Source organism: Geodermatophilus sp. TF02-6, assembly GCF_003319115.1.
In the GTDB taxonomy this organism is placed as follows: domain Bacteria; phylum Actinomycetota; class Actinomycetes; order Mycobacteriales; family Geodermatophilaceae; genus Geodermatophilus.
Window position 1 is genome coordinate 82,260 of record NZ_QOHF01000004.1, and the last position, 22,992, is coordinate 105,251.

Here is a 22,992-nt window from a genome sequence, read left to right on the forward strand (position 1 = left end):
CCGTCCGGGTCAGCGCCGTCCGGGGGTGACCGGCTGGCCGTCGGGCGGGGCGTCGGGCTCGGTCACCGCGGGCTGGACCAGCGTCGGTGGGTCGAGCCGCGCCGGCGGCTCCGTGCCCGCGTCGTCGGTGGTGACCGGGCGCAGCTCTTGGGTCTGCTCCGGCGTCGGCGCCGAGGGGACCTGCGCCTGGTGCGTCGGGGCGTCCCCTGGCCGCTGGACGGCGGGCTGGGTCGGCGGCGCGGGGGGCCGGGTGGGCTGACGGGCTGCGGCGGCCTCCCCGTTTCCCGTGGCCGGCGGCTGCCCGGGGCGCTGACGTGGCTGCGGCGCCGTGGTGGGCCGCACCGCCGGCTGCTGCCCCGTGACCGGGCCGACCGGCTGCGGCGCGGGGACCGGGCCGGTCGGCTGCTCCTGCGGGCGGTCGGTGCGCGCGGGCTCCTGCTGCCCCTGCGACGTCCGCGGGAAGGGCTGCGGGCGCGGCTGGCCGGGAGCGGGCGGCCGCGGCCCGGCCTGGGCCTCGGGACGGCGGTCGGCGAGGTCGGGCAGCTGCCCCAGCACCCGACGCGCCTCGGCCAGCCGGCCGGCCAGCTCGTCGCGCACCGCGCGGATGGCCCCGGCGGCCGCCTCGGCCTCGCTCACCAGCCGCGCGGCGTGCTGCTCGGCCGCGGCGACGCGCTGGCGTGCGACCTCCTCCGAGGAGCGGTCGCGCTCCTGCTCCAGGCGCAGGGTCTCCTGCCGGCGCGCCCGCTGGGCGATCTCGAAGTCCTCGTCCACCTTCTCCCGGCGGGCCTGGGACTCGGTGTCGAGACGGGCGGCCTTCTCCTGCGCCTTGGCGACCAGCTCGTCGGCGCGGATCTGCGCCTTGCTGGCGATCTGCTCGGCGGCCTGGCGGGCTTCGGCGATCGTGCGCTCGACCTCGGACTGCCCGGCGGCGTGCCGCTCGTGCATGGCCCGCTCCTCGGCCGCGGTCTGCTCGCGCAGCGCCTGGGCCTCCTCCTCGGCAGACCGGCGGATCTCGGCAGCCTCCTCCTCGGCGAGCTGCAGCATGTGCTGGATCCGCCCGCTGACGTTCTCGAACGTGCTCGGCGCGGAGGACGCCTTGCGGCGCAGCTGGTCGATCTCCCCGTGCAGCGCCGAGAGCTGGGCGGCGAGGTCGGCCGCGCGGCTCATGGCGGCGTCGCGGTCGGCCAGGGCCACCCGGACGTCGGCCTCGAGGCGCTCGATCGTCTCGGCCACCTGGTGCCGGTCGTAGCCCCGCAGGACCACGTCGAACGAGTGCTGCGCCTCGCGCATCGGCATCAGGTCACGGCGCGGATCGGTCATGCCGCCATCCTCGCAGAGTCGGCGGGGCGGGGTCGGCGGATGAGCCTCGGGACGGGGCCGTGGGGGCGGGGGGTCCGTCTCTTCACACGCCGCCTCTTCACACGCCGCGGAAGCGGTTGATGGCGCTCAGGTGCCGCTCCCGCTTGTCGGGGTCGGTGACGCCGAGGCCCTCGGTGGGGGCGAGGGTGAGCACGCCGACCTTGCCCGAGTGCAGGTTGCGGTGCACGTCGTAGGCGGCCTGGCCGACCTCGTGCATCGGGTAGACCTTGGACAGCGTGGGGTGGATCAGGCCGCGGTCGATGAGCCGGTTGGCCTCCCAGGCCTCGCGGTAGTTGGCGAAGTGCGAACCGATGACCCGCTTGAGGTTCATCCACAGGTAGCGGTTGTCGTACTGGTGCAGGTAGCCGCTGGTGGAGGCGCAGGTGACGATGACCCCGCCCTTCTTGGCGACGTAGACGCTCGCGCCGAAGGTCTCCCGGCCGGGGTGCTCGAAGACGATGTCGGGGTCGTCGCCGCCGGTCAGCTCCCGGATCCGCTTGCCGAAGCGCTGCCACTCCTTCGGGTCCTGGGTGTCGGCGTCCTTCCAGAAGGTGTAGCCCTCGGCGGAGCGGTCGATGACCAGCTCGGCGCCCATGGACCGGACGATGTCGGCCTTGGCCGGGCTGGAGACCACGCACACCGGGATCGCGCCCCCGCCCAGGGCCATCTGGGTGGCGTAGGAGCCCAGGCCCCCCGAGGCGCCCCAGATGAGGACGACGTCGCCCTGCTTGACGTTCGCGCCGTTGTGGCTGACCAGCTGCCGGTAGGCGGTGGAGTTGACCAGCCCGGGGGCGGCGGCCTCCTCCCAGGTCAGGTGCGCCGGTTTGGGCATGAGCTGGTTGCTCTTGACCAGGGCCAGCTCGGCCAGGCCGCCGAAGTTGGTCTCGAACCCCCAGATCCGCTGCTGCGGGTCGAGCATCGTGTCGTCGTGGCCGGCCGGGTCCTCCAGCTCCACCGACAGGCAGTGCGCCACCACCTCGTCGCCGGGCTGCCACCGGTTCACCCCGGGCCCGACCCGCAGCACCACGCCGGCCAGGTCGGAGCCCACGACGTGGTAGGGCAGGTCGTGCCGCTTGGTCAGGTCGTTCTGGCGGCCGTAGCGCTCGAGGAACCCGAAGGTCGACACCGGCTCGAAGATCGACGTCCAGACGGTGTTGTAGTTCACCGACGAGGCCATGACCGCGACGATCGCCTCGCCCGGGCCCAGCTCCGGCGTCGCCACCTGCTCCACGTGCAGCGACTTGCGAGGGTCCTTGTCCCTGGTCGGCAGGCCGGTGAACATGTCCTGCTCGTCCTTGCGCACCACCACCGCCCGGTAGGACTCCGGCACCGGCAACCCGGCCACGGCGTCGGTCTGGTCGGCGAGGATGGCGTCCCTGATGTCGAACACGTGCGTCTCCCGGGTCTTCGTCGGCTCGCGAGGCGGTGCGGTGGCGCGAGATGTTACCGATGGGTAGTCACGGGGGGTGTCACCGGTCGGCCGGGTCAGTGGCTGCCCGCTGCCGGCTCGACGAGTTCGACGAGGACGCCCCCGGCGTCCTTGGGGTGGACGAAGTTGACCCGGCTGTCCGACGTCCCCCGCCTCGGGGTGTCGTAGAGCAGCCGCAGGCCGCGCTCGCGCAGCGTCGCGCTCACCGCCTCGACGTCGTCGACGCGGAAGGCCAGCTGCTGCAGGCCGGGCCCGGAACGGTCGATGAACCTGGCGATGGTGGACTCCGGCGTCAACGGGGCGAGCAGCTGGATGCGGGTCTCGCTGGTGCCGACGGCGAGCATCGCCTCCCGCACGCCCTGTTCCTCGTTGACCTCCTCGTGCACCGAGTGCACCCCGAAGGCCCGGGCGTAGAAGGCGATCGCCTCGTCCAGGTCCGGGACGGCGATGCCGACGTGGTCGATGGTCGTGAACAGTCCGGGCGGCAGCCCGGGGGACGTGTCAGTGGTCACGGCGGCATCCTGTCGCAAGACGTCTGAGACGACATCCGCCTGTGAGGCGTGTCACGACACGGCCGCTCCCGGGGACGGCGGCGACCGACCGGGCCGTCGGCTCCGTGACCGCCTCCCCGGGGCGGCCTATCCTCTCGACAGACGGACGCCGTGCCCGGTCGCGGCGGTACCGACCCGGCGGCCGCCAGCGTGGGCGGCCCGGCACTGGAGGCAGCACATGTCCCGTTCGGTCATCGTCAGCGGCGCCCGCACCCCGATGGGCCGGCTGCTCGGCTCGCTGAAGGACTTCTCGGCCGCCGACCTGGGTGGCATCGCGATCAAGGCCGCGCTGGAGCGGGCCGGCATCTCCGGCGACCAGGTCGACTACGTGATCATGGGGCAGGTCCTCCAGGCCGGCGCCGGCCAGAACCCGGCCCGTCCGGCCGCGGTCGCCGGTGGCATCCCGATGTCGGTGCCCTCGTTCACCCTCAACAAGGTCTGCCTCTCCGGCCTCGACGCCATCGCCCTGGCCGACCAACTCGTCCGCGCCGGCGAGTTCGAGATCGTCGTCGCCGGGGGCATGGAGTCGATGACCAACGCGCCGCACCTGCTGCCCGGCTCGCGCACCGGCACCAAGTACGGCGACGCCACCCTGGTCGACTCCATGGCCCACGACGGCCTGTCGGACACCTTCGACCAGATCGCCATGGGCGCGCTCACCGAACGGGCCAACCCCCGCTACCAGCTGACCCGCGAAGAGCAGGACGCCTTCGCCGCGGAGAGCCACCAGAAGGCGGCCCGGGCGGCCAAGAACGGCGTCTTCGACGAGGAGATCACCCCCGTCCTCGTCCCGCAGCGCAAGGGCGACCCGATCGAGTTCCGCGAGGACGAGGGCATCCGCGCCGACACCACCGCGGAGACCCTCTCCCGGCTCAAGCCCGCCTTCGCCAAGGACGGCACGATCACCGCCGGTACCTCCTCGCAGATCTCCGACGGTGCCTGCGCGGTCGTGGTCATGAGCGCGGACAAGGCCGCATCGCTGGGGCTGACCCCGCTCGCGGAGATCGGCGCCCACGGCGTCGTCGCCGGCCCGGACGCCACCCTGCAGAGCCAGCCGTCGCGGGCCGTGCAGAAGGCCTGCGCGCGCGAGGGCATCGACCCCGCCGACCTCGACCTGGTCGAGTTCAACGAGGCCTTCGCCGCCGTCGCGATCGTCTCGACCCGCGAGCTGGGCATCGACCCGGAGAAGGTCAACCCCAACGGCGGCGCGATCGCCCTGGGCCACCCCATCGGCATGAGCGGTGCCCGCATCGTGTTCGACCTGGCGCTCGAGCTGCGCCGCCGCGGCGGCGGCGTGGGTGCCGCCGCGCTGTGCGGCGGCGGCGGTCAGGGCGACGCGCTGGTGCTGCACGTGCCCGCCCGCGGGTGACCCCGGAAGGCGTCACCGTCTCGACGCCGGGCCCCGCCGCTGCGCGCAGGCGGCGTGCGGTCGACGTCCCCGGGCTGGTGCGGTGGGCCCGGGAGGGCGACGCCCGCTCGGTGGCGCGGCTGATCTCCCTGGTCGAGGACGCCGGCCCCGCGCTGCGCGAGGTCGCGGCGGAGCTGGCCCCGTACAACGGGCGCGCCCAGGTCGTCGGGCTGACCGGGGCGCCCGGTGTCGGCAAGTCGACCACGACGACCGCGTTGGTGCGCGTCTACCGGCAGGCGGGCCGGCGGGTCGGCGTCCTCGCCGTCGACCCGTCGTCCCCCTTCTCCGGCGGAGCGCTGCTCGGCGACCGGGTGCGCATGGCCGACCACGCCGGGGACGTCGGGGTCTACATCCGGTCGATGGCCTCCCGCGGGCACCTGGGCGGGCTGGCCCGGGCCACCCCCCAGGCGCTGCGGGTGCTCGACGCCGCCGGCTGCGACGTCGTGCTCGTCGAGACCGTCGGCGTCGGCCAGTCGGAACTGGAGATCGCCTCGCTCGCCGACACCACGCTGGTGCTGCTGGTGCCGGGCACGGGCGACGGCATCCAGGCCGCCAAGGCCGGGATCCTCGAGGTCGCCGACGTCCTGGTGGTCAACAAGGCCGACCGGGACGGCGCCGACCAGACCGTGCACGACCTGCGGTACGCGCTCTCCCTCGGTGGCCGGCACGAGCCGTCCGGCGCCTGGCGCCCGCCGATCCGTCGCACGGTGGCCGCCCGAGGGGCCGGCATCGACGCGCTGGTGGAGACGGTGGAGGAGCACCGCCGGTGGCTGGCGTCCTGCGGCGAGGGGCACCGCCGCCGGGTCGCCCGGGCGGCGCGCGAGGTCGAGGCGATCGCGCTGGCGGGTCTGCGGGAGCGGATGGGCGACGTCCGCGGCTCGGCGGCGCTCGGTGCGTTGGCCGAGCAGGTCGTGGCGGGGCGGACCGACCCGTTCCGCGCGGCGGACGCGCTGCTCGCGCAGTTGTGACCGGCTCCGGGCAGGATGGCGGGGTGAACGGGAAGCCGGACGCCGTCGTCGTCGGGAGTGGGCCCAACGGGCTGGCCGCGGCCCTGCGGCTGGCGGCCGCCGGGTTGCGGGTGCAGGTCGTCGAGGCGGCCGAGCGCCCCGGTGGCGGCATGCGCACCGAGGAGCTCATGCGGCCGGGCTACCGGCACGACGTCTGCTCGATCGTGCAGCCGATGGCCGCCGCGGCTCCGTTCTTCCGCGAGTTCGACCTGGCCGGCCGCGGCGTCCGGCTGGTGTACCCGGAGGTCAACTACGCCCATCCCCTCGAGGGTGGGCGCGCTGCGGTCGCACGGCGCTCCCTGGAGGAGACCGCCGCCGGCCTCGGGCCGGACGGAGCGGCCTACCGCCGCCTGTTCGAGCCGCTCGTCGAGCACGGCACCGACGTCGTCGACTTCTTCCTGACCAGCCGGCTGCGCCGGCTGCCGACCCGCAGCGTGCCGCAGATCACCTGGTTCGGGCTCAACGGCCTGCCCAACGTGCGCTGGCTGGCGCACCGGTACTTCGACACCGAGGAGGCCCGTGCGCTGCTGGGCGGCGCGGCGGCGCACGGGATGCTGGACCTGACCCAGCCGCTGACCTCCGCGCTGGGGATGCTGCTGACCATGCTGGGCCACCACGTCGGTTGGCCGCTGGTCGAGGGCGGCTCGCAGCGGCTCGCCGACGCGATGGTCACCGCGCTGGAGCAGCAGGGCGGCGAGGTCGTGACCGGCCACCTGGTCACCGACCTGCGCGAGTTCGACGGCGTGCCGGCGGTGCTGCTGGACACCACGCCCGAGGCCTTCGTGGGGATGGCCGGCGACCGGGTGCACGAGGGCTACCGCCGGTGGGTGCGGCGCTACCACCACGGCGCCGGCGTCTTCAAGGTCGACTGGATCCTGTCCGAGCCGGTGCCCTGGACCAACCCCGACGTCCGGCGGGCCGGCACCATCCACATCGCCGGCACCCTCGAGGAGACCATCGCCGGCGAGCGGGCCCCCAACGAGGGCCGGCTCACCGACCACCCGTACGTGCTCGCCGTCCAGCCGACGGTCGCCGACCCCACCCGGGCGCCCGAGGGCGGGCACGTCTTCTGGGCCTACGTGCACGTGCCGTTCGGCTCGGGCGCCGACATGACCGAGGCCATCGAGAACCAGGTGGAGCGCTTCGCGCCCGGCTTCAAGGACACCGTCGTCGAGCGGGTCACCAAGGACGCCGTCGCGATGGAGAAGTGGAACCCGAGCTTCCTCGGCGGGGACATCTCCAACGGCCAGGCGACGCTGCGCCAGATGCTGGCCCGACCCGTGCCGCGCTGGAACACCTACAAGACGCCGGTCGAGGGCGTCTACCTCGCCTCGTCGGCGACGCCGCCCGGGCCGGCCGTGCACGGCGCCTGCGGCGACAACGCGGCGCAGGTGGCCCTGCGGGAGGTCTTCGGCCTGCGGCACGTGCCCCCGCTGCGCCCTGCGCCTGCCACCGCCTGAGGCCCGCGCGCGCCCCGGTAGCGTCGGGAGCATGGTCCGACCGCTGGGGTTGCCGTTCGATCCCATCGAGCGCGCCGGGGCGTCCTGGGAGCAGCGCTTCGGCCCGGCCGCGACGATGCGCGCGGCGACGTCGGTGTTCCGCGTGCAGCAGATCCTGCTCGCCCGCTTCGACGAGGCGCTGCGGCCGCACGGGCTGACCTTCGCCCGCTACGAGGTGCTCGTGCTGCTGACCTTCAGCCGGACCGGTGAGCTGCCGCTCAAGGTGATCGGCAGCCGGCTCATGGTGCACCCGACCAGCGTCACCAACGCCATCGACCGCCTGGCCGCGGCCGGGTACGTCGACCGCCGACCCAACCCCACCGACGGCCGCGGCGTGCTGGCCGGGATCACCGACCGCGGCCGGGCGGTCGTCGAGGCGGCCACGGCCGCGCTGACCGCCCTGGACTTCGGGCTGGGCGACGTCCCCGAGGACGAGCTGGACACCCTCTTCGACGTCCTCAAGCGGGTGCGCCTCGGCGCCGGCGACGTGGCCGGCGTGGGGACGGCGGCCCGCTGACGCACCCCGACGCCGGCCGCGTCGCGGTGGGATGATCGAGGTCATGCAGCCCACCCGTCCCGGACGCCCCGACCCGCGCGCGCAGGCCCAGCAGGCGCAGCTGGCCGCCTCCCTCGCCGGCGCGGTCGACCTCGCCGCCGTCAAGGCCCGCTCCGAGGCCGCGGCACGGGCGCAGGCCGCGCCCCCGCCCGGCGCCGCCCCGGCCGGTGCCCCCGGCTCCGCCGTCGTCGACGTCACCGAGGCCACCTTCCAGGCCGAGGTGCTCGACCGGTCCTTCCAGGTGCCGGTCGTGCTCGACCTGTGGGCCGAGTGGTGCGGGCCGTGCAAGCAGCTGTCCCCGGTGCTCGAGCGGCTGGCCGCCGAGGGCGGAGGCTCCTGGGTGCTGGCCAAGGTCGACGTGGACGCCAACCCGGCGCTGGCCCAGGGGCTGCGGGTGCAGGGCATCCCGGCGGTCAAGGCGGTCTGGCAGGGCCAGCTGGTCGCCGAGTTCACCGGCGCCATCCCCGAGGAGCAGGCCCGGCAGTTCGTGACCGAGCTGGTGCGCGCCACCACCGGCGGGGCGGTCCCCGGCGCAGCGGACCAGGAGGCCGAGGTCGAGGACCCGCGGCTGGACGCCGCCGAGGCCGCCCTCGAGCGCGGCGACCTCGCCGCCGCGGAGGCGGCCTACCAGGCGATCGTGGACGCCGAGCCCGACCACCCGGTCGCGGAGCTCGCGCTGCGCCAGGTGCAGCTGTTCCGCCGCGCCGACGAGGCCGGCCCCGACGCCCTGGCCCAGGCCGACGCCGCTCCGGACGACGTGGCCGCACAGACCCGCGCCGCGGACTTCCTGCTCGGCACCGGCGACGTCGAGGGCGCGTTCGACCGGCTGCTCGACGTCGTCCGCCGCACCGCGGGGGAGGACCGCGACCAGGCCCGCAAGCACCTGGTCGAGCTGTTCGGCGTCGTCGGCGACGCCGATCCGCGGGTCGGCGCCGCCCGGCGTCAGCTCACCCTCGCGCTCTATTAGAGGGCCCCGTCCTCCCCACCCCTCACACTCCGACGTCGCAGGCGGCGGCGCCGTCGAAGAAGCCGTTGCGGAACAGGTCGACCAGCTGGAAACCGGTGAGGTCGACGTCGGGGAACACCGACGGGTCGGTGCCGTACTCGAGCAGGAACTGCACGCTCTCGTCGATGTCGCCCGGGGAGATCCGGGCCGACTGCAGCGCGCCGTCGAAGAACGCGGCGGAGAACCAGCCGGTCAGGCAGACCGCGGAGCGGATCGCCGCCTCGTCGTCCGTGGAGCGCCCGAGCTGCTCCCGGCCGGACTGGGCGTAGGGCAGCGAGGCGGCGGTGACGACGGCGTAGTCGCCGATCTGCTGGTAGGCCGGGGCGGCGAGGTCCTGCTCGTCGTAGCCGACCAGGTTCTCGTCGGCGCAGAACACCAGGTCGAGGTCGTCGGGCGCGCAGCTCGGCGCGGTGCCGGTGAACGGCTCGAGCGTCGGCGGGGAGAAGGTCGCGTCGAACACCTCGGTGAACGCGCGGTTCCAGAACTCCGGCAGCACGGTCGCCGCGATGTCCTGCGCCTCCCTGAACGAGGAGTTGCCACCGGTCCTCGCCTCGCTCGGGTCCTGGAACGCGCCCTGGGTGTACGGGCGCTGGGCGGTGAAGTCGTCCCGGCAGGCGGTCGGGCCGGCCTCGAAGCCCTCCTGGAACGCCGACACCCGGTCGAAGTAGGAGCCGTGCGCGGCCTCGGTGTTGATGCTGGTGCCCACCGGGTCGCGCAGCAGCAGGTAGCCGCGCAGGACCTCGTCGAGCTCGGGCGCGCGGATCTGCGAGTGCTCGGCCTGCCCGTCGGCGACCCACGCCGTCCAGGCGCCGGCGAAGCAGTCGGCCTGGGTCTCCACCGAGATCGAGTAGTCGGGGTAGCCGACCCGCGCCTGGACGGCGTGCCCGAACTCGTGCGCCATCACCAATGCGGGGATGAACCGGCCGTACTGGTCGGCCAGCTCCTGCAGGAACGCGCGGTCGTAGCTGATCGAGTCGGAGTTGGGCGCGTCGGAGGCCTGGCAGTAGAAGGCGTTGCCCTCGACGTCGAGCGGGTCGGCGCCGCAGCCGATGCCCTGCGGGAACTCGCCCGGGGCCACGTTGCCCGGGTCGACGCTGAAGTAGCCGCCCTGCAGGGGCTGGAACGGCTGGCCGAAGACGTCGGGGAACTGCCCGGCCCAGTAGGTCTCGAGGTCGGTCAGCGCGTTGCGGGCGAGGGTGTCGATCGGCCCGCCGGTGGCGCCGGCGACGGCGAGCTCGCCGGGGGCGACGTCGTCCGTCGGCGGCTGGGCGGCGCTGGGCCGGCCGGGTACGACGATCGAGCAGCCGGACACGAGGAGCAGCGCGACGGCGGCCAGCAGTGCCGCGAGCGTCCGGCGCGGGGGAGTGGCAGCCATGTCCGGGGCATCGTCCCACCGCCGGTGTGCTCCCGCCCGCTGAGCAGGAGCGGGAGCACCCGAGCGGCCCCCTGCAGGTAGGAGGACCCCGTCCCCCTCATCTCTCGCAGGCTCGGGGCGAGGGGGACGGGGTCCTCCTACTCGTGGACGAACCAGACCGTGCCCAGCGGCGGGGCGGCGAAGGTCGCCGAGTACGGCTGGCCGTGCCACGGCTGCTCGACCGCCTCGATGCTGCCGAGGTTGCCGACGCCGGAGCCGCCGTAGCCCTCCGCGTCGGTGTTGAGCACCTCGCGCCACCGGCCGGGGCGCGGCAGCCCGATGCGGTACCCGTGGTGCGGCGTCCCGGCGAAGTTGGCCACGCAGGCCAGCGCCGCGGTGTCCTCGCCGGCGCCGAAGCGGAGGAAGGAGAGCACGTTGCCGGAGGCGTCGTTGGCGTCGATCCACTGGAAGCCGAGCGGGTCGACGTCCTGCGACCACAGGGCGGCGGTCTCCTTGTAGCGGGCGTTGAGGTCGGTGACCAGCTGCAGGACGCCGCGGTGGGCGGGGTCGTCCAGGTGCCACCAGTCCAGGGAGCGGTTCTCGGCCCACTCCGCGTCCTGGGCGAACTCCTGCCCCATGAACAGCAGCTGCTTGCCGGGGTGGGCCCACATGTAGGCCAGGAAGGCCCGCAGGTTGGCCAGCTGCTGCCAGCGGTCGCCGGGCATCTTCCGCAGCAGCGAGCCCTTGCCGTAGACGACCTCGTCGTGGCTGATCGGCAGCACGTAGTTCTCGGAGTAGGCGTACATCATCGAGAACGTCAGCTGACCGTGGTGGTAGCTGCGGTGCACCGGCTCCTTGGACATGTAGGCCAGCGAGTCGTGCATCCAGCCCATGTTCCACTTGAAGCCGAAGCCCAGCCCGCCGAGGTGGGTGGGCCGGGTGACGCCGGGCCAGGCGGTCGACTCCTCGGCGACGGTGACCACCCCGGGCACCTCGCGGTAGACGGTCGCGTTCATCTCCTGCAGGAAGGCCACGGCCTCGAGGTTCTCCCGGCCGCCGTACTGGTTCGGCGTCCACTGGCCCTCGGCCCGCGAGTAGTCCAGGTAGAGCATCGAGGCGACCGCGTCGACGCGGACCCCGTCGACGTGGAACTCCTTGCACCAGTACAGGGCGTTGGCCACCAGGAAGTTGCGCACCTCGTGCCGGCCGAAGTCGAAGACGTAGGTGCCCCAGTCCATCTGCTCGCCGCGGCGCGGGTCGGCGTGCTCGTACAGCGGGGTGCCGTCGAAGCGGGCCAGCGCCCAGTCGTCCTTGGGGAAGTGCGCCGGCACCCAGTCGACGATGACGCCGATGCCGGCCTGGTGCGCCCGGTCGACCAGGTACCGGAAGTCGTCCGGGCTGCCGTACCGGGCCGTGGGCGCGTAGTACGAGGTGACCTGGTAACCCCACGACCCGCCGAAGGGGTGCTCGGCGACCGGCATGAACTCGATGTGCGTGAACCCGGCGGCCACCACGTAGTCGACCAGCTCGTCGGCGAGCTCGCGGTAGGACAGGCCCTTGCGCCACGAGCCGATGTGCACCTCGTAGATGCTCACCGGCCGCTCGTGCCAGCGGTCCCGGGCGCGGGCCCCCAGCCAGTCCTGGTCACCCCACTCGTAGGTCGACTCGACGACGATCGAGGCGTTGAGCGGCGGGACCTCGGTGGCGAAGGCCAGCGGGTCGGACTTGTGCCGCCACGCGCCGTCGCGGCCCAGCACGTGGTAGCGGTACTTCGTGCCGGCCCGGACGTCGGGGATGAAGATCTCCCAGACGCCGGAGGAGCCCAGCGACCGCATCGGGTAGGCCCGGGCCTCCCAGTAGTCGAAGTCCCCGGTGACCCGCACGCCCTGGGCGTTGGGGGCCCACACCGCGAACGAGACCCCCTCGACCTGCCCGCGGGGGGTGTCGTAGCGGCGCACGTGCGCGCCGAGCACCTCCCACAGCCGCTCGTGCCGGCCCTCGCGGATCAGGTGCTGGTCGAGCTCCCCGACGGTCGGCAGCCAGCGGTAGGGGTCGTCGACGACGAACGTGTCGGTACCGCCCTGGCCGTCGGGGTAGGACACCTCGAGCCGGTAGTCGCCGGGCTGCTGCGGCAGGCGCGCCTCGAAGACGCCGCCGGGGTGCACCTGCCGCGCCTCGTGGCGGGACCCGTCCTCGTCGACGACGCTCACCGCCACCGCGTTCGGACGCAGCGCGCGGACCACCCAGCCGTCGGGGGCCCGGTGGGTGCCGAGCACGCTGTGCGGCGCGAAGGACCACCCCTCGACGACGGCGCGCAGCTGCTCCTCGCCGACCCCGGCGGGCGCCGCCTGCTGGGCGACGCCCGCCTCCGCCGGGGGCTGACCCTCCGACCCGGTGCCGCCGACGACGCTGTCCTCGGGGAGGCTCCCGCTGTCGGCCAGCCCCGCCGCCGCGGTGTCGGCGGAGCCCGCCGCCGTCGCGTCGGCGGACCCGGCCGGTGCGCCGCCCGGGTCGCCCGGCGCGGCGATCGGCGCGGGCGCGACCACCGGGGTCGCCGTCCCACCCTGCTCGGTGACGGCCTCGGCGGCGGACAGCTCCAGCGGGGGGACCTCCACCCGGGCCGCCTTCTTGCGCGGCGCCCGCTTGGGAGCCTTCTCCGCCGGCGCCGTCCCGTCGTCGGCGGACGCCGCGCCGGCGGCCTTCGCGGTGCTCTTCCGCGCGGCGGTCTTCTTCGCGGCGGGGGCCTTCTTCGTCGCGGTCGCCTTCTTCGCCGCGGTCTTCTTCGCCGCGGCCCGCGTGCGCGCCGGGGCGTTGACGACCGGCTCGGCCTCGGCGGCCTGGGCCTGCGCGGTCTTCTCCTCGACGGCGGCCTGCAGCTCCTCCCGGGTCGCCGGCGGGCGGTCGCCGGAGTCGACGGTGGGCTGGATCGCCCCGGTGGTCCCGTCGGTGGTCTCGTCGGGAGTGGTCATCGCAGTCCTCGTCCTCTTCGGTGCGGTGTCGGTGGTCCGGCCCCTCTGCAGGGTCCCGCAGCCGGCCCCGTCTCGGGTCCCGCTGCGCGCGGAGCGCGTAGTGGGGAGGACGGGGTCCTTTCCGGTGGGGGGCAGAGGGGTCCTTCTTCAGCCCGCGGCGGTGAGCCGGGACAGCGACTGCAGCGGGATCATCAGCCAGTGCGGGCGGTTGCGCGCCTCGTAGACGCACTCGTAGACGGCCTTGTCCGCCTCGAGGGCCCGCAGCAGCGGGGAGTCGCCGCAGGCGTCGGCGCCGCTCGCGGCCGCGTAGCCGGCGCAGAACGCCTTGCGGTTGCGCTCCGCCCACTCCTGGGCGCGGTAGGCGCGCTGGGAGTCCTCCGGCTGCTCGACGAGCATGTGCCGGGCGGCGTAGTCGAAGCTGCGCAGCATCCCGGCGACGTCACGCATCGGACTGTCGAGCTCGCGGCGTGCCGCCAGCGGACGGGCCGGCTCGCCCTCGAAGTCGAGCACGATCCAGCCGGTGGCGGTGCGCAGCACCTGACCCAGGTGCAGGTCGCCGTGCACCCGCTGGCGGACGACCCGCTCGGTGCTGTCGGCCACCGCGGCGTAGACCGCGCGCAGCCCGTCGGCGTACTCGACCAGCTGCGGGACGACGGTGGTCGCCGACTCCAGCCGCGCGGTCATCTGCTCGGCCACGGCGGCGAACCAGGCCGCGTCGGCCTCCTCGGTGGGCAGCACCTTGGCCAGGTCGGCGTGCACCGAGGCGGTCGCCGCGCCCAGCCGCTCGCTGTCGGCGGCGAAGTCCCCGCCCACCTCGTCGGCGTGCAGGTCGCCCTCGGCGTAGAGGTCGCGGACGCTGGCGGTGGCCAGCCGCCACCCGTCGCTGGCGTTGGGCACGAAGGTCTGCAGCATCGCGACCGTCGCCGGCTCCGCGGCCGGGTCGGGGTCGTCGATCTCGATGTGCCCCAGCAGCGGCGCGATGTGCGGGTTCTGCGTGGTGCGCAGCGCGTCGTGGACCTCGACGTCGGGGTTGAGCCCGGGCTCCAGCCGGCGGAACAGCTTGAAGATCGCCTCGGAGCCGTACACCAGCGAGGTGTTGCTCTGCTCGGTGGACAGGATGTCGCCGGGCACACCGCGGGGGATGGCGCCGACCTCGGTCGGGTGGAAGTGCAGCGGCCCGACGGTGGAGGAGGCCGCCAGGTGGGTCAGCCACGGGACGGTCGCCTCGCGGTCGCGCAGCGCGTCGTAGGCGTAGGCGTAGGCCTCACCCTCCTGGCGCGGCACCGCCCCCACCAGCGCCGAGGACAGCTCGTCGGCCGGGTGGTCGCGCCAGGAGAGCGGCACCAGGTAGGTCTCGGTCGCGCCGTCGGCGTAGCCCACCTCGACCCGGTGGACCGAGAGCACCGGGTGACCGCGCTCGAGGAAGAAGCCGCTCTCGGCGACCTCGGCCCACTCCCGGCCCTTGCCGCCGAACCAGCGCTGGGCGGGCATCCACTCGCGGAGCAGGTCGGTCAGCGCGGTCATCGGGGTCCTCCCGAGGTGTCGGTCGGTGCATCGGGTGCGGTCCGCGCCGTCGCGGCCCCCTCCGTGGCCTCCGGGACCTCGGCGACGACGCCGGCGGCGAGCAGGTCGTCGGCGAACGCGCTGGAGGTCGCCTGCTGCCGCTCCTCGTCCCCGACCGGCTCCGGCTCGGCCGGCTTGGCCAGCTCGAACCAGTAGAAGCCGTGACCGGACAGGGTGAGCATGTAGGGCAGGACGCCGATCTGCGGGAACTCCACCCGGCCGGTGAGCTCGACGGGGGTGTACCCCTCGAAGCGGCGCAGGTCCAGCTCCACCGGCTGCGGGAACCGGGAGAGGTTGTTGACGCAGAGCACCACGTCGTCGCCGAACTCGCGGACGAAGGAGAGCACCGTCGGGTTGCGCGAGCCGATCTCGGCGTAACTGCCCAGGCCGAAGGTGGGGTGCTCCTTGCGGACCCGGATCATCTGCCGGACCCAGTGCAGCATCGAGTTGGTGTTGCGCAGCTGCGCCTCGACGTTGGTGGTCTGGTAGCCGTAGACCGGGTCCTGGTTCAGCGGCAGGTACATCCGCTGCGGGTCGGCGGTGGAGAAGCCGCCGTTGCGGTCCGGCGTCCACTGCATGGGCGTGCGGACGCCGTCCCGGTCACCCAGCCAGATGTTGTCGCCCATCGCGATCTCGTCGCCGTAGTAGAGGACCGGCGAGCCCGGCAGGGAGAGCAGCAGCGCGTTGAACAGCTCCAGGGTGTCCATGTCGTTGTCCAGCAGCGGCGCCAGCCGGCGGCGGATGCCGATGTTGGCCTTCATGCGGGGGTCCTTGGCGTACTCCCCCCACATGTAGTCGCGCTCCTCGTCGGTGACCATCTCCAGGGTCAGCTCGTCGTGGTTGCGCAGGAAGATGCCCCACTGGCAGTTCCGCGGGATGTCCGGCGTCTGCGCCATGATCTCCGAGATGGGGAAGCGCTGCTCCCGCCGCACGCCCATGAACAGCCGCGGCATCACCGGGAAGTGGAAGGCCATCTGGCACTCGTCGCCGTCCTCGCCGAAGTACTCGACGACGTCGGCCGGCCACTGGTTGGCCTCGCACAGCAGCACCCGGTCGGGGTAGTCGGCGTCCATGACCTTGCGGACCTGCTTGAGGAACTCGTGGGTCCTGGGCAGGTTCTCGCAGTTGGTCCCCTCCTCCTCGAACAGGTAGGGGACGGCGTCGAGCCGGAAGCCGTCGATGCCGAGCTCCAGCCAGAAGCGCAGCGCGTCGAGGATCGCCTCCTGCACCCGCGGGTTGTCGAAGTTGAGGTCGGGCTGGTGGGAGAAGAACCGGTGCCAGAAGTACTGCTTGCGCACCGGGTCGAAGGTCCAGTTCGAGGTCTCGGTGTCGACGAAGATGATCCGGGCGTCGGCGTAGCGGGTGTCGTCGTCGGACCACACGTAGAAGTCGCCGTAGGGGCCGTCCGGGTCGCTGCGGCTGGCCTGGAACCACGGGTGCTGGTCCGAGGTGTGGTTCATGACGAAGTCGATGATCACGCGGATGCCCCGCGCGTGCGCTTCGTGCAGCAGGTCCCGGAAGTCCTCGATGTCGCCGAACTCGGGCAGCACGGCGGTGTAGTCGCTGACGTCGTAGCCGCCGTCGCGCAGCGGGGAGGCGAAGAACGGCGGCAGCCACAGGCAGTCGACGCCCAGCCACTGCAGGTAGTCCAGCTTGTCGATCATGCCGCGCAGGTCGCCGACGCCGTCGGCGTTGCTGTCGGCGTACCCGCGGACGAGCACCTCGTAGAAGACGGCGCGCTTGTACCACTCGGGGTCGGTGCCGGGCGCGGGCAGCGCCGACGCGGCGCCCTCGGGGTGGGCGTCGGGGAGGCCGGGGACGGGAACGGTCATCGGAGGAAGCGGCCCTCGGTTCTCACTGGTCGACGGGTGGGGGGCGCGGCCCGCCTGCAGCGGCCCGCCGTGGCGAGGGGCAAGGCGGCCCCTTGCATGGTCCCCCGGCCCCGTCCCGGGTAGGCCCCGTCCAGAGGCTCGCCGCGAGCCTGCGAGTGGTGAGGAGGACGGGGTCCTTCACCGAGGGGTGGGGAGGACGGGGTCCTTCTACGAGTGGTGGGGGGCAAGGCGGCCCCCTTGCAGGGGCCCGCCGCGAGCCTGCGAGTGGTGGGGGGCAAGGGGGTCCTTACTCAGGAGACCGGTGGCGGCACCTGCACCGGCCGGGGGAAGGTGATCGAGAAGACGTGCGCCGGCTCCCGGTAGGGGTCGAGCTCGACGTAGTTGAACTGGCCCCAGTCGAAGGCGGCGCCGGTCAGCTCGTCGGTCACGGTGAACCGCTCGTGCCAGTCGAGCCCCAGCGCCGGCAGGTCGATGGCCGTCGTCCCGATCTGGGTGTAGTGGCTCTCCAGCGCCACGACGACCAGGACGGCGTCCTGCGAGCCGGGGTCGGTCTTGGAGAAGCAGATCAGGTTCGGGTTGTCGACGGAGTGGAACCGCAGGGTGCGCAGCTGCTGCAGGGCCGGGTGGGCGCGGCGGATCTCGTTGAGCCGGCGCAGGTAGGGGACGAGGCTCGCGGCCTCGGCGGTGGCGAAGTCCCGCGGCCGCAGCTGGTACTTCTCGCTGTCGAGGTACTCCTCGCTGCCCGGCCGGACGGCGACGTGCTCGTACAGCTCGTAGCCGGAGTAGACGCCCCAGGTCGGGCTCATCATCGACGCGAGCACCGCGCGGACCTTGAACACCGGCGGGCCGCCGTACTGCAGTGACGCGTGCAGGATGTCCGGGGTGTTCACGAAGAAGTTCGGCCGCATGTAGTGGCAGTTGGCGGCCAGCTCCCGGCCGTAGTCCTCCAGCTCGCCGCGCGCGGTGCGCCAGGTGAAGTAGGTGTAGGACTGGGTGAACCCCAGCCGGGCGAGCTGGTGCATCATCGCCGGCCGGGTGAACGCCTCGGCGAGGAAGAGCACGTCGGGGTCGGTTTCCTTGACCGTCCAGATCAGCCAGTGCCAGAAGGCCAGCGGCTTGGTGTGCGGGTTGTCCACCCGGAAGATCCGCACCCCGGCGTCGATCCACACGCGGACGACCCGCAGGCACTCGGCGTAGATGCCCCCGGGGTCGTCGTCGAAGTTGATCGGGTAGATGTCCTGGTACTTCTTCGGCGGGTTCTCCGCGTAGGCGATCGTGCCGTCGGGCCTGGTGGTGAACCACTCCGGGTGGCTGCTCACCCACGGGTGGTCGGGGGCGGCCTGCAGCGCGAAGTCCAGCGCCACCTCCATGCCTAGCTCGCGGGTGCGGGCGACGAAGGCCCGGAAGTCGTCCATCGTGCCCAGCTGCGGGTGGACGGCGTCGTGCCCGCCCTCGGCGCTGCCGATGGCCCACGGGGAGCCGACGTCGTCCGGCCCGACCTCGGTCGGGTTACCGCCCGGGAAGTGGGCGGTGTTCGGGCCCTTGCGGTTGACCGTGCCGATCGGGTGGATCGGCGGCAGGTACACCACGTCGAAGCCCATGTCGGCGACCGCCGGCAGCCGCTCGGCGGCGGTGGCGAAGGTGCCGTGCGTCGGCCTCCCGTCGACGACCGGCCCGGTCGAGCGGGGGAAGAACTCGTACCAGGAGCCGTACAGCGCCCGCGGGCGGTCCACCCACACCTCGTAGCGCGGTCCGCGGGTGACCAGCTCCCGGACCGGGTGCTCGTAGAGGTACAGCTGCAGCTCGTCGGCGAGCGCGGGGGCGACCCGGGCGGTCAGCTCCAGCGAGGTGTCGCGCAGCGCGGCGGCCGCGTCGGCCACCCGGGCCTTCCAGTCACCGTCGGCCTCCCCGGCGACCCGGTCGAGCAGCCGGGCGCCGTCCTCCAGGTCGTTGGCGAGGTCGGCGGGCCCCTGACCGGCGGCGATCTTCACCGCGACGGCGTGGTGCCAGGTGGCCAGCGGGTCGCTCCAGGCCTCCACCCGGAAGCTCCACCGCCCCTCGCGGTCGGGTACGACCGTGGCCAGCCAGCGGTCGGGCTGGTCGCCGAAGCGGACCATGCGCCGCAGCCGCTGCTGCTCGTCGTCCTCTCCCGGCGGGGTGCGCGCGGGAGCCGGGCCGTCGTCGCCGGGTGGGGTGCGCGCGGGAGCCGAGCCGTCGTCGCTGGGTGGGGTGCGCGCGGGAGTCGGGCCGTCGTCGCCGGGTGGGGTGCGCGCGGGAGCCGAGCCGTCGTTGCTGGGTGGGGTCCAGACGACATTCGCCGCCACGGCGTCGTGGCCCTCGCGGAAGACGGTGGCGGTGATCGGCAGGTGCTCACCGACCACGGCCCGGGCCGAGAAGGACCCGCAGGACACGACGGGGGCGACATCGGTGATGCCGAGACGGAGGTCAGCGCGGCCAGTCATCGGCGGTCACGCTATCGAGGTCACGGTCGGCGAGCACGTCGGCCTCGACCCGGGGCAGGCGGTGGCGGCGCGGCGGGGACCACCCCTGTGGCGCCTCCGTGGGTGGGCGCGGCCCTGGCTAGTCTCGGGCCGTGCGCGCTCTCCGCCGGTTCACCGTCCGCGCCTCGCTCCCCGAGGAGCTGATGCCGCTGTCCCAGCTGGTGATGAACCTCCGCTGGTCCTGGCACGCCGAGACGCGGGACCTCTTCGAGGCCCTCGACCCGCAGCTGTGGCAGACCTGCAACGGGGACCCGGTGAAGGTCCTCGGCGAGGTCTCGGCCGAGCGGCTGGCCACCCTGGCCCGCGACCGTCGCTTCCTGCGCCGGCTGCAGGACGTCGTCGACGACCTGCAGGAGTACCTGTCGGGGCCGCACTGGTACCAGTCGCTGGGTGGGCGGGACTCGACCAGCACCGCGCCTGCCTCGATCGCCTACTTCTCCGCGGAGTTCGGCATCACCGAGGTGCTGCCGCAGTACTCCGGCGGCCTGGGCATCCTCGCCGGCGACCACCTCAAGGCCGCTTCCGACCTCGGCGTCCCGCTCATCGGCGTCGGGCTGCTCTACCGGGCCGGCTACTTCGCGCAGAGCCTGTCCCCGGACGGCTGGCAGCTGGAGCACTACCCGTCGCTGGACCCGCACGGGCTGCCGGTCAAGCTGCTGCGCCAGCCCGACGGCACCGCCGTGGTCATCAGCGTGCCGCTGCCCGAGGGCCGCACCCTGTTCGCCCACGTCTGGCGGGCCCAGGTCGGCCGGGTCTCGCTGCTGCTGCTCGACAGCGACATCGAGGAGAACGCCCCGGCCGAGCGCGGCGTCACCGACCGGCTCTACGGCGGCGACGAGGACCACCGGCTGCGCCAGGAGATGCTGCTGGGCATCGGCGGTGTGCGGGCGCTGCGCGCCTGGTGCTCGCTGACCGGGACGCCGACGCCGGAGGTCTACCACGCCAACGAGGGCCACGCCGGCTTCCTCGGGATCGAGCGGATCCGCGAGCTGACCGAGTCCCACGGGCTGTCGTTCACCGAGGCGCTGCAGGCGGTGCGCGCCGGCACGGTGTTCACCACCCACACCCCGGTGCCGGCCGGCATCGACCGTTTCCCGCGGGCGCTGATCGAGCGCTACTTCGCCGGCTTCGGCGTCCCCCTCGAGCAGCTGCTCCCGCTGGGCGCCGAGGACGACCCGTCGAAGTTCAACATGGCCCACATGGGCCTGCGGCTGGGGCAGCGGGCCAACGGGGTCAGCGAGCTGCACGGGCGCGTCAGCCGGCACATGTTCCGGTACCTGTGGCCCGGCTTCGACGAGCGCGACGTGCCGATCACCTCGATCACCAACGGCGTGCACGCCCCGACCTGGACCGCCCGGGAGCTGGTCGAGCTCGGCACCCAGGTGAGCAGCCAGGGCGACCCGGTCGAGGTGGCTGGCGAGGTGCACTTCGACGGGGTCGACCGCATCCCGGCCGGCGAGCTGTGGACCACCCGGCGGATGCTGCGCGGCCGGCTGGTCGAGGAGGTGCGCCGCCGGCTGCGGGAGACCGCGCTGTCGCGGGGTGCGGCCGAGGCCGAGGTCGGCTGGGCCGACACCGCCTTCGACCCCGACGTCCTCACCATCGGCTTCGCCCGCCGGGTGCCCTCGTACAAGCGGCTGACGCTCATGCTGCGCGACCGCGCGCGGCTCAAGGCGCTGCTGCTCGACCCGGAGCGGCCGGTGCAGCTGGTCATCGCCGGCAAGAGCCACCCGGCCGACGACGGCGGCAAGCAGCTGATCCAGCAGATGGTGAAGTTCGCCGACGACCCGGAGATCCGCCACCGCATCGCGTTCCTGCCCGGCTACGACATCGGCATGGCCCGCTACCTGTACTGGGGCTGCGACGTCTGGCTGAACAACCCGCTGCGCCCGCTGGAGGCCTGCGGCACCTCCGGGATGAAGGCGGCGCTCAACGGCGGGCTGAACCTCTCCATCCGCGACGGCTGGTGGGACGAGTGGTTCGACGGGCAGAACGGGTGGGCCATCCCGACCGCCGACGGCGTGGCCGACCCGGAGCGGCGCGACGACGTCGAGGCCCGGGCCATCTACGACCTGCTGGCCACCCAGGTGGCGCCGCGCTTCTACGAGACCGACCGAGACGGCATCCCCACCCGGTGGGTGGAGATGGTCCGCCACACGCTGCGCGAGACCGGCCCCAAGGTGCTGGCCACCCGGATGGTCCGCGACTACGTGCAGCGGCTCTACGTGCCGGCGGCCGGTTCCGCGCGGGCGATGGCCGAGGGCGGCTACGCCGCGGCGCGCACCGAGGCCGGGTGGCGCGCCCACCTGCTCGAGGACTGGGGCACCGTGCGGGTCGCCCACGTCGAGGCCACCGGCGCGGGGGACACCCCCGAGATCGGGTCGACCCTGGCGCTGCGGGCCGAGGTCGAGATGCCCGGCCTCGCCCCGTCGGACGTGCAGGTGCAGGCGGCCTACGGCCGGGTCGACGACACCGACAACCTGCACGAGGTGACCACGCTGCCGATGACCCACGAGCACAGCGACGGGTCGCGGCACTGGTTCACCGCCACCCTGCCGCTCGAGCGCACCGGTGCGTTCGGGTACACGGTGCGCGTGCTGCCGCGCTCGGAGCACCTGGCCGACCCGGCCGAGCTGGGCCTGGTCGCGACCCCCTGAGAAAGGACCCCCTGCCCCCCACCACTCGCAGGCTCGCGGTGGGACCCTGCAGGGGGCCGCCCCTGCCCCCACCGCTCGTAGAAGGACCCCGTCCTCCCCACCCCTCGCCCGCTCGGGCCGAGGCTCCGGACGGGTCCCCGGGCAGCACATCCGCCACGCCGGTCGCACCGGTCGCCGGACCGGTGCGACCGGTCGGCGTGGCGGTGTCGCCCGGCCGCTGCCACCTGCGCGACGTCACTAGGCTGGGCGCCATGCCCGACCGCTGTGAAGTACTGCCCGGGGACTCCGTCGTCGCGCGACGGGGAGGCGGTCTGCTGTGGGTGGACGCCCCCGGCTCGCCGGCCCTCGTGGCCGCCCTGCACGCCTGCCTGGGGGTCCGCGGCCCAGGCGCGGAGCGGGTGCTCGGCGCGGTCGCCGGGCAGGTCGCCGCGCTGGGCGGCGGTGCCTCCTTCGCCCTCGTCGTCCCGGCCGACCCGGGCACCGGCGTCGCGCTGTGGTGCGGCAAGGGCCAGCCGGCGGTGGACGGCGTCCCGGTGTCGGGCTCCTCGGTCGACGGCTGCACCCTGGCCGGCGGCTTCCCGCTCGGCCGGAGCACCTACGTCGGCCCGGGCCAGCCGGTGCCGTCGGGTTCCCCGGGCGTCCCCTACGACCTGGTCGAGGGCACCGTCCCCGGCTCCGGCGCGACGTTGCACGTGGCCGCTCCCGCGCCCGCCTCGTCGTCGTCCGGGGTCCCGCAGGCCCCCGCGGCCTTCACCGCCGGGTCCGACGCAGGGTCCGACGCAGGGTTCGGCGGCTCCGGCTCCTCCGGCTACGGCGCCACCGCGACCCCGTCCCGGCAGGCCGACGAGGGCGGCGAGGCGACCGCCTTCTGGAAGCCCGAGCCGCCGGCGGCGCCCATCCTGCGCTTCGACGACGGCCTGGTCGTGACCGTCGACGAGGACCTCGTCCTCGGCCGCCGGCCGGACAACCACGAGCTGGTCACCTCCGGCTCGGCTCGGCCGGTGCCGATCGCCGACACCCAGAACGTGCTCTCCTCGGCCCACGCCGCCGTCCAGCGCAACGGGCAGGAGGTGTCGCTGGTCGACCTGGGGTCGCTCAACGGCACGCACGTCGCCGGGCCCGAGGCCACCGAGTGGACCCAGCTCGAGCCCGGGGTCGCCCACCCGCTGTCCGACGGCGACCGGCTGCTGCTGGGCTGGACGGTCATCACCTTCGAGCAGCAGCCCGACTGAGCAGGGGATCGGGGTGGCCCGCTCCTGGGTCTCCCCGCCGCCCGAGCGCTGGAGTCGTCCCGGGCATGG

At 73.9% G+C, this 22,992-nt stretch carries 15 protein-coding genes; 7 read left to right on the forward strand and 8 right to left on the reverse strand.

What is annotated here, in order from left to right:
• Positions 1-9: 9 nt before the first annotated feature.
• From DQ238_RS05150 to mce, 3 genes are all read right to left on the reverse strand, one after another.
• Positions 10-1,320 (reverse strand): hypothetical protein, encoded by a 1,311-nt coding sequence (locus DQ238_RS05150; RefSeq protein ID WP_113780231.1) that lies wholly within the window; start codon positions 1,318-1,320, stop codon positions 10-12.
• 97 nt (positions 1,321-1,417) lie between these two features.
• Positions 1,418-2,749 (reverse strand): crotonyl-CoA carboxylase/reductase, encoded by a 1,332-nt coding sequence (gene ccrA, locus DQ238_RS05155; protein WP_113780232.1) that lies wholly within the window; start codon positions 2,747-2,749, stop codon positions 1,418-1,420.
• 95 nt (positions 2,750-2,844) lie between these two features.
• Complete coding sequence (mce, locus tag DQ238_RS05160) at positions 2,845-3,300, reverse strand: methylmalonyl-CoA epimerase (protein WP_113780233.1); 456 nt, start codon at positions 3,298-3,300, stop codon at positions 2,845-2,847.
• 217 nt (positions 3,301-3,517) lie between these two features.
• Here mce and DQ238_RS05165 point away from each other — a divergent pair, with 217 nt between their 5' ends.
• The 5 genes from DQ238_RS05165 to DQ238_RS05185 are packed head-to-tail and all read left to right on the forward strand — an operon-like array spanning position 3,518 to position 8,776.
• Positions 3,518-4,708 carry an acetyl-CoA C-acetyltransferase gene (locus tag DQ238_RS05165; protein WP_113780234.1) on the forward strand — a complete coding sequence of 397 codons (1,191 nt, stop codon included), beginning with the start codon at positions 3,518-3,520 and terminating at the stop codon, positions 4,706-4,708.
• A complete protein-coding gene (meaB, locus tag DQ238_RS05170) occupies positions 4,705-5,715 on the forward strand; it encodes a methylmalonyl Co-A mutase-associated GTPase MeaB (RefSeq protein ID WP_113780235.1) in 1,011 nt (336 codons plus the stop codon). The genes DQ238_RS05165 and meaB overlap by 4 nt, the downstream gene beginning before the upstream one ends.
• Before the next feature lie 23 nt (positions 5,716-5,738).
• The gene (locus tag DQ238_RS05175) at positions 5,739-7,214 is read left to right on the forward strand and encodes an NAD(P)/FAD-dependent oxidoreductase (RefSeq protein ID WP_113780381.1); all 1,476 of its coding nucleotides are present in this window, start codon (positions 5,739-5,741) and stop codon (positions 7,212-7,214) included.
• A 31-nt stretch (positions 7,215-7,245) separates the two neighbouring features.
• Positions 7,246-7,770, forward strand: a complete 525-nt coding sequence (locus tag DQ238_RS05180) for a MarR family winged helix-turn-helix transcriptional regulator (protein WP_113780236.1) — start codon at positions 7,246-7,248, stop codon at positions 7,768-7,770.
• A 43-nt stretch (positions 7,771-7,813) separates the two neighbouring features.
• Positions 7,814-8,776, forward strand: a complete 963-nt coding sequence (locus tag DQ238_RS05185) for a tetratricopeptide repeat protein (protein ID WP_113780382.1) — start codon at positions 7,814-7,816, stop codon at positions 8,774-8,776.
• Between the two features lie 22 nt (positions 8,777-8,798).
• On the opposite strand, the gene DQ238_RS05190 is transcribed toward DQ238_RS05185, so the two are convergent.
• From DQ238_RS05190 to DQ238_RS05215, 5 genes are all read right to left on the reverse strand, one after another.
• Complete coding sequence (locus DQ238_RS05190; protein WP_113780237.1) at positions 8,799-10,190, reverse strand: neutral zinc metallopeptidase; 1,392 nt, start codon at positions 10,188-10,190, stop codon at positions 8,799-8,801.
• A gap of 137 nt (positions 10,191-10,327) precedes the next feature.
• The gene (gene glgB / locus DQ238_RS05195; protein WP_199506148.1) at positions 10,328-13,138 is read right to left on the reverse strand and encodes a 1,4-alpha-glucan branching protein GlgB; all 2,811 of its coding nucleotides are present in this window, start codon (positions 13,136-13,138) and stop codon (positions 10,328-10,330) included.
• A 147-nt stretch (positions 13,139-13,285) separates the two neighbouring features.
• The gene (locus tag DQ238_RS05200; protein WP_113780238.1) at positions 13,286-14,662 is read right to left on the reverse strand and encodes a hypothetical protein; all 1,377 of its coding nucleotides are present in this window, start codon (positions 14,660-14,662) and stop codon (positions 13,286-13,288) included.
• Entirely contained in the window at positions 14,659-16,533 is a 1,875-nt protein-coding gene (treS, locus tag DQ238_RS05205) for a maltose alpha-D-glucosyltransferase (RefSeq protein ID WP_233495724.1), read from the reverse strand. The genes DQ238_RS05200 and treS overlap by 4 nt, the downstream gene beginning before the upstream one ends.
• Positions 16,534-16,823: 290 nt before the next feature.
• The gene (locus DQ238_RS05215; protein ID WP_113780239.1) at positions 16,824-18,995 is read right to left on the reverse strand and encodes a maltotransferase domain-containing protein; all 2,172 of its coding nucleotides are present in this window, start codon (positions 18,993-18,995) and stop codon (positions 16,824-16,826) included.
• Between the two features lie 131 nt (positions 18,996-19,126).
• Between DQ238_RS05215 and glgP the strand changes: the two genes are divergently transcribed.
• Positions 19,127-21,691 (forward strand): alpha-glucan family phosphorylase, encoded by a 2,565-nt coding sequence (gene glgP, locus DQ238_RS05220; RefSeq protein WP_113780240.1) that lies wholly within the window; start codon positions 19,127-19,129, stop codon positions 21,689-21,691.
• Between the two features lie 251 nt (positions 21,692-21,942).
• Positions 21,943-22,923 (forward strand): FHA domain-containing protein, encoded by a 981-nt coding sequence (locus tag DQ238_RS05225; RefSeq protein WP_113780384.1) that lies wholly within the window; start codon positions 21,943-21,945, stop codon positions 22,921-22,923.
• Positions 22,924-22,992 lie beyond the last annotated feature (69 nt).

Excerpts from the sequence above, each read along its gene's own strand:
- DQ238_RS05150 (WP_113780231.1), bottom strand. The coding sequence starts at position 1,320 with ATGACCGATCCGCGCCGTGACCTGATGCCGATGCGCGAGGCGCAGCAC.
- DQ238_RS05165 (WP_113780234.1), top strand. The coding sequence starts at position 3,518 with ATGTCCCGTTCGGTCATCGTCAGCGGCGCCCGCACCCCGATGGGCCGG.
- DQ238_RS05180 (WP_113780236.1), top strand. The coding sequence starts at position 7,246 with ATGGTCCGACCGCTGGGGTTGCCGTTCGATCCCATCGAGCGCGCCGGG.
- DQ238_RS05185 (WP_113780382.1), top strand. The coding sequence starts at position 7,814 with ATGCAGCCCACCCGTCCCGGACGCCCCGACCCGCGCGCGCAGGCCCAG.
- DQ238_RS05190 (WP_113780237.1), bottom strand. The coding sequence starts at position 10,190 with ATGGCTGCCACTCCCCCGCGCCGGACGCTCGCGGCACTGCTGGCCGCC.
- glgB (WP_199506148.1), bottom strand. The coding sequence starts at position 13,138 with ATGACCACTCCCGACGAGACCACCGACGGGACCACCGGGGCGATCCAG.
- DQ238_RS05200 (WP_113780238.1), bottom strand. The coding sequence starts at position 14,662 with ATGACCGCGCTGACCGACCTGCTCCGCGAGTGGATGCCCGCCCAGCGC.
- treS (WP_233495724.1), bottom strand. The coding sequence starts at position 16,533 with ATGACCGTTCCCGTCCCCGGCCTCCCCGACGCCCACCCCGAGGGCGCC.
- DQ238_RS05215 (WP_113780239.1), bottom strand. The coding sequence starts at position 18,995 with ATGACTGGCCGCGCTGACCTCCGTCTCGGCATCACCGATGTCGCCCCC.
- DQ238_RS05225 (WP_113780384.1), top strand. The coding sequence starts at position 21,943 with ATGCCCGACCGCTGTGAAGTACTGCCCGGGGACTCCGTCGTCGCGCGA.